Consider the following 270-nt stretch of genomic DNA (forward strand, 5'->3'; position numbering starts at 1 on the left):
GTAATAACCAACACCAGCACCTAATACGCCACCGACTGCTGCATCGCGACCTGTCTTATCACCGCCAGTCGCTTTAGAAATCGCTGCACCACCTGCCGCACCAGCTAATGCGCCGATAGCAGATTTGTTCAGACGTTGTTGCCCTGTGCTTGGATCAACCGCACAACCAGTTATTGCTACAGATGATAAAACGGCTAAAGCTATCATTTTATTACGCATAATATATTCCTCTTAATAAACAATTTTATGTAACAACTATCGTGTTTGAAT

General features: G+C 43.7%; 1 pseudogene. It reads right to left on the reverse strand.

The features are described from left to right. Positions 1 to 219: pseudogene (locus tag AAEY79_RS15020) on the reverse strand (hypothetical protein); the annotation flags it as partial. Between the last annotated feature and the right edge of the window lie 51 nt (positions 220 to 270).

Source organism: Psychrobacter sp. GW64-MNA-CIBAN-0177 (assembly GCF_040309585.1).
Classification (GTDB): domain Bacteria; phylum Pseudomonadota; class Gammaproteobacteria; order Pseudomonadales; family Moraxellaceae; genus Psychrobacter; species Psychrobacter okhotskensis.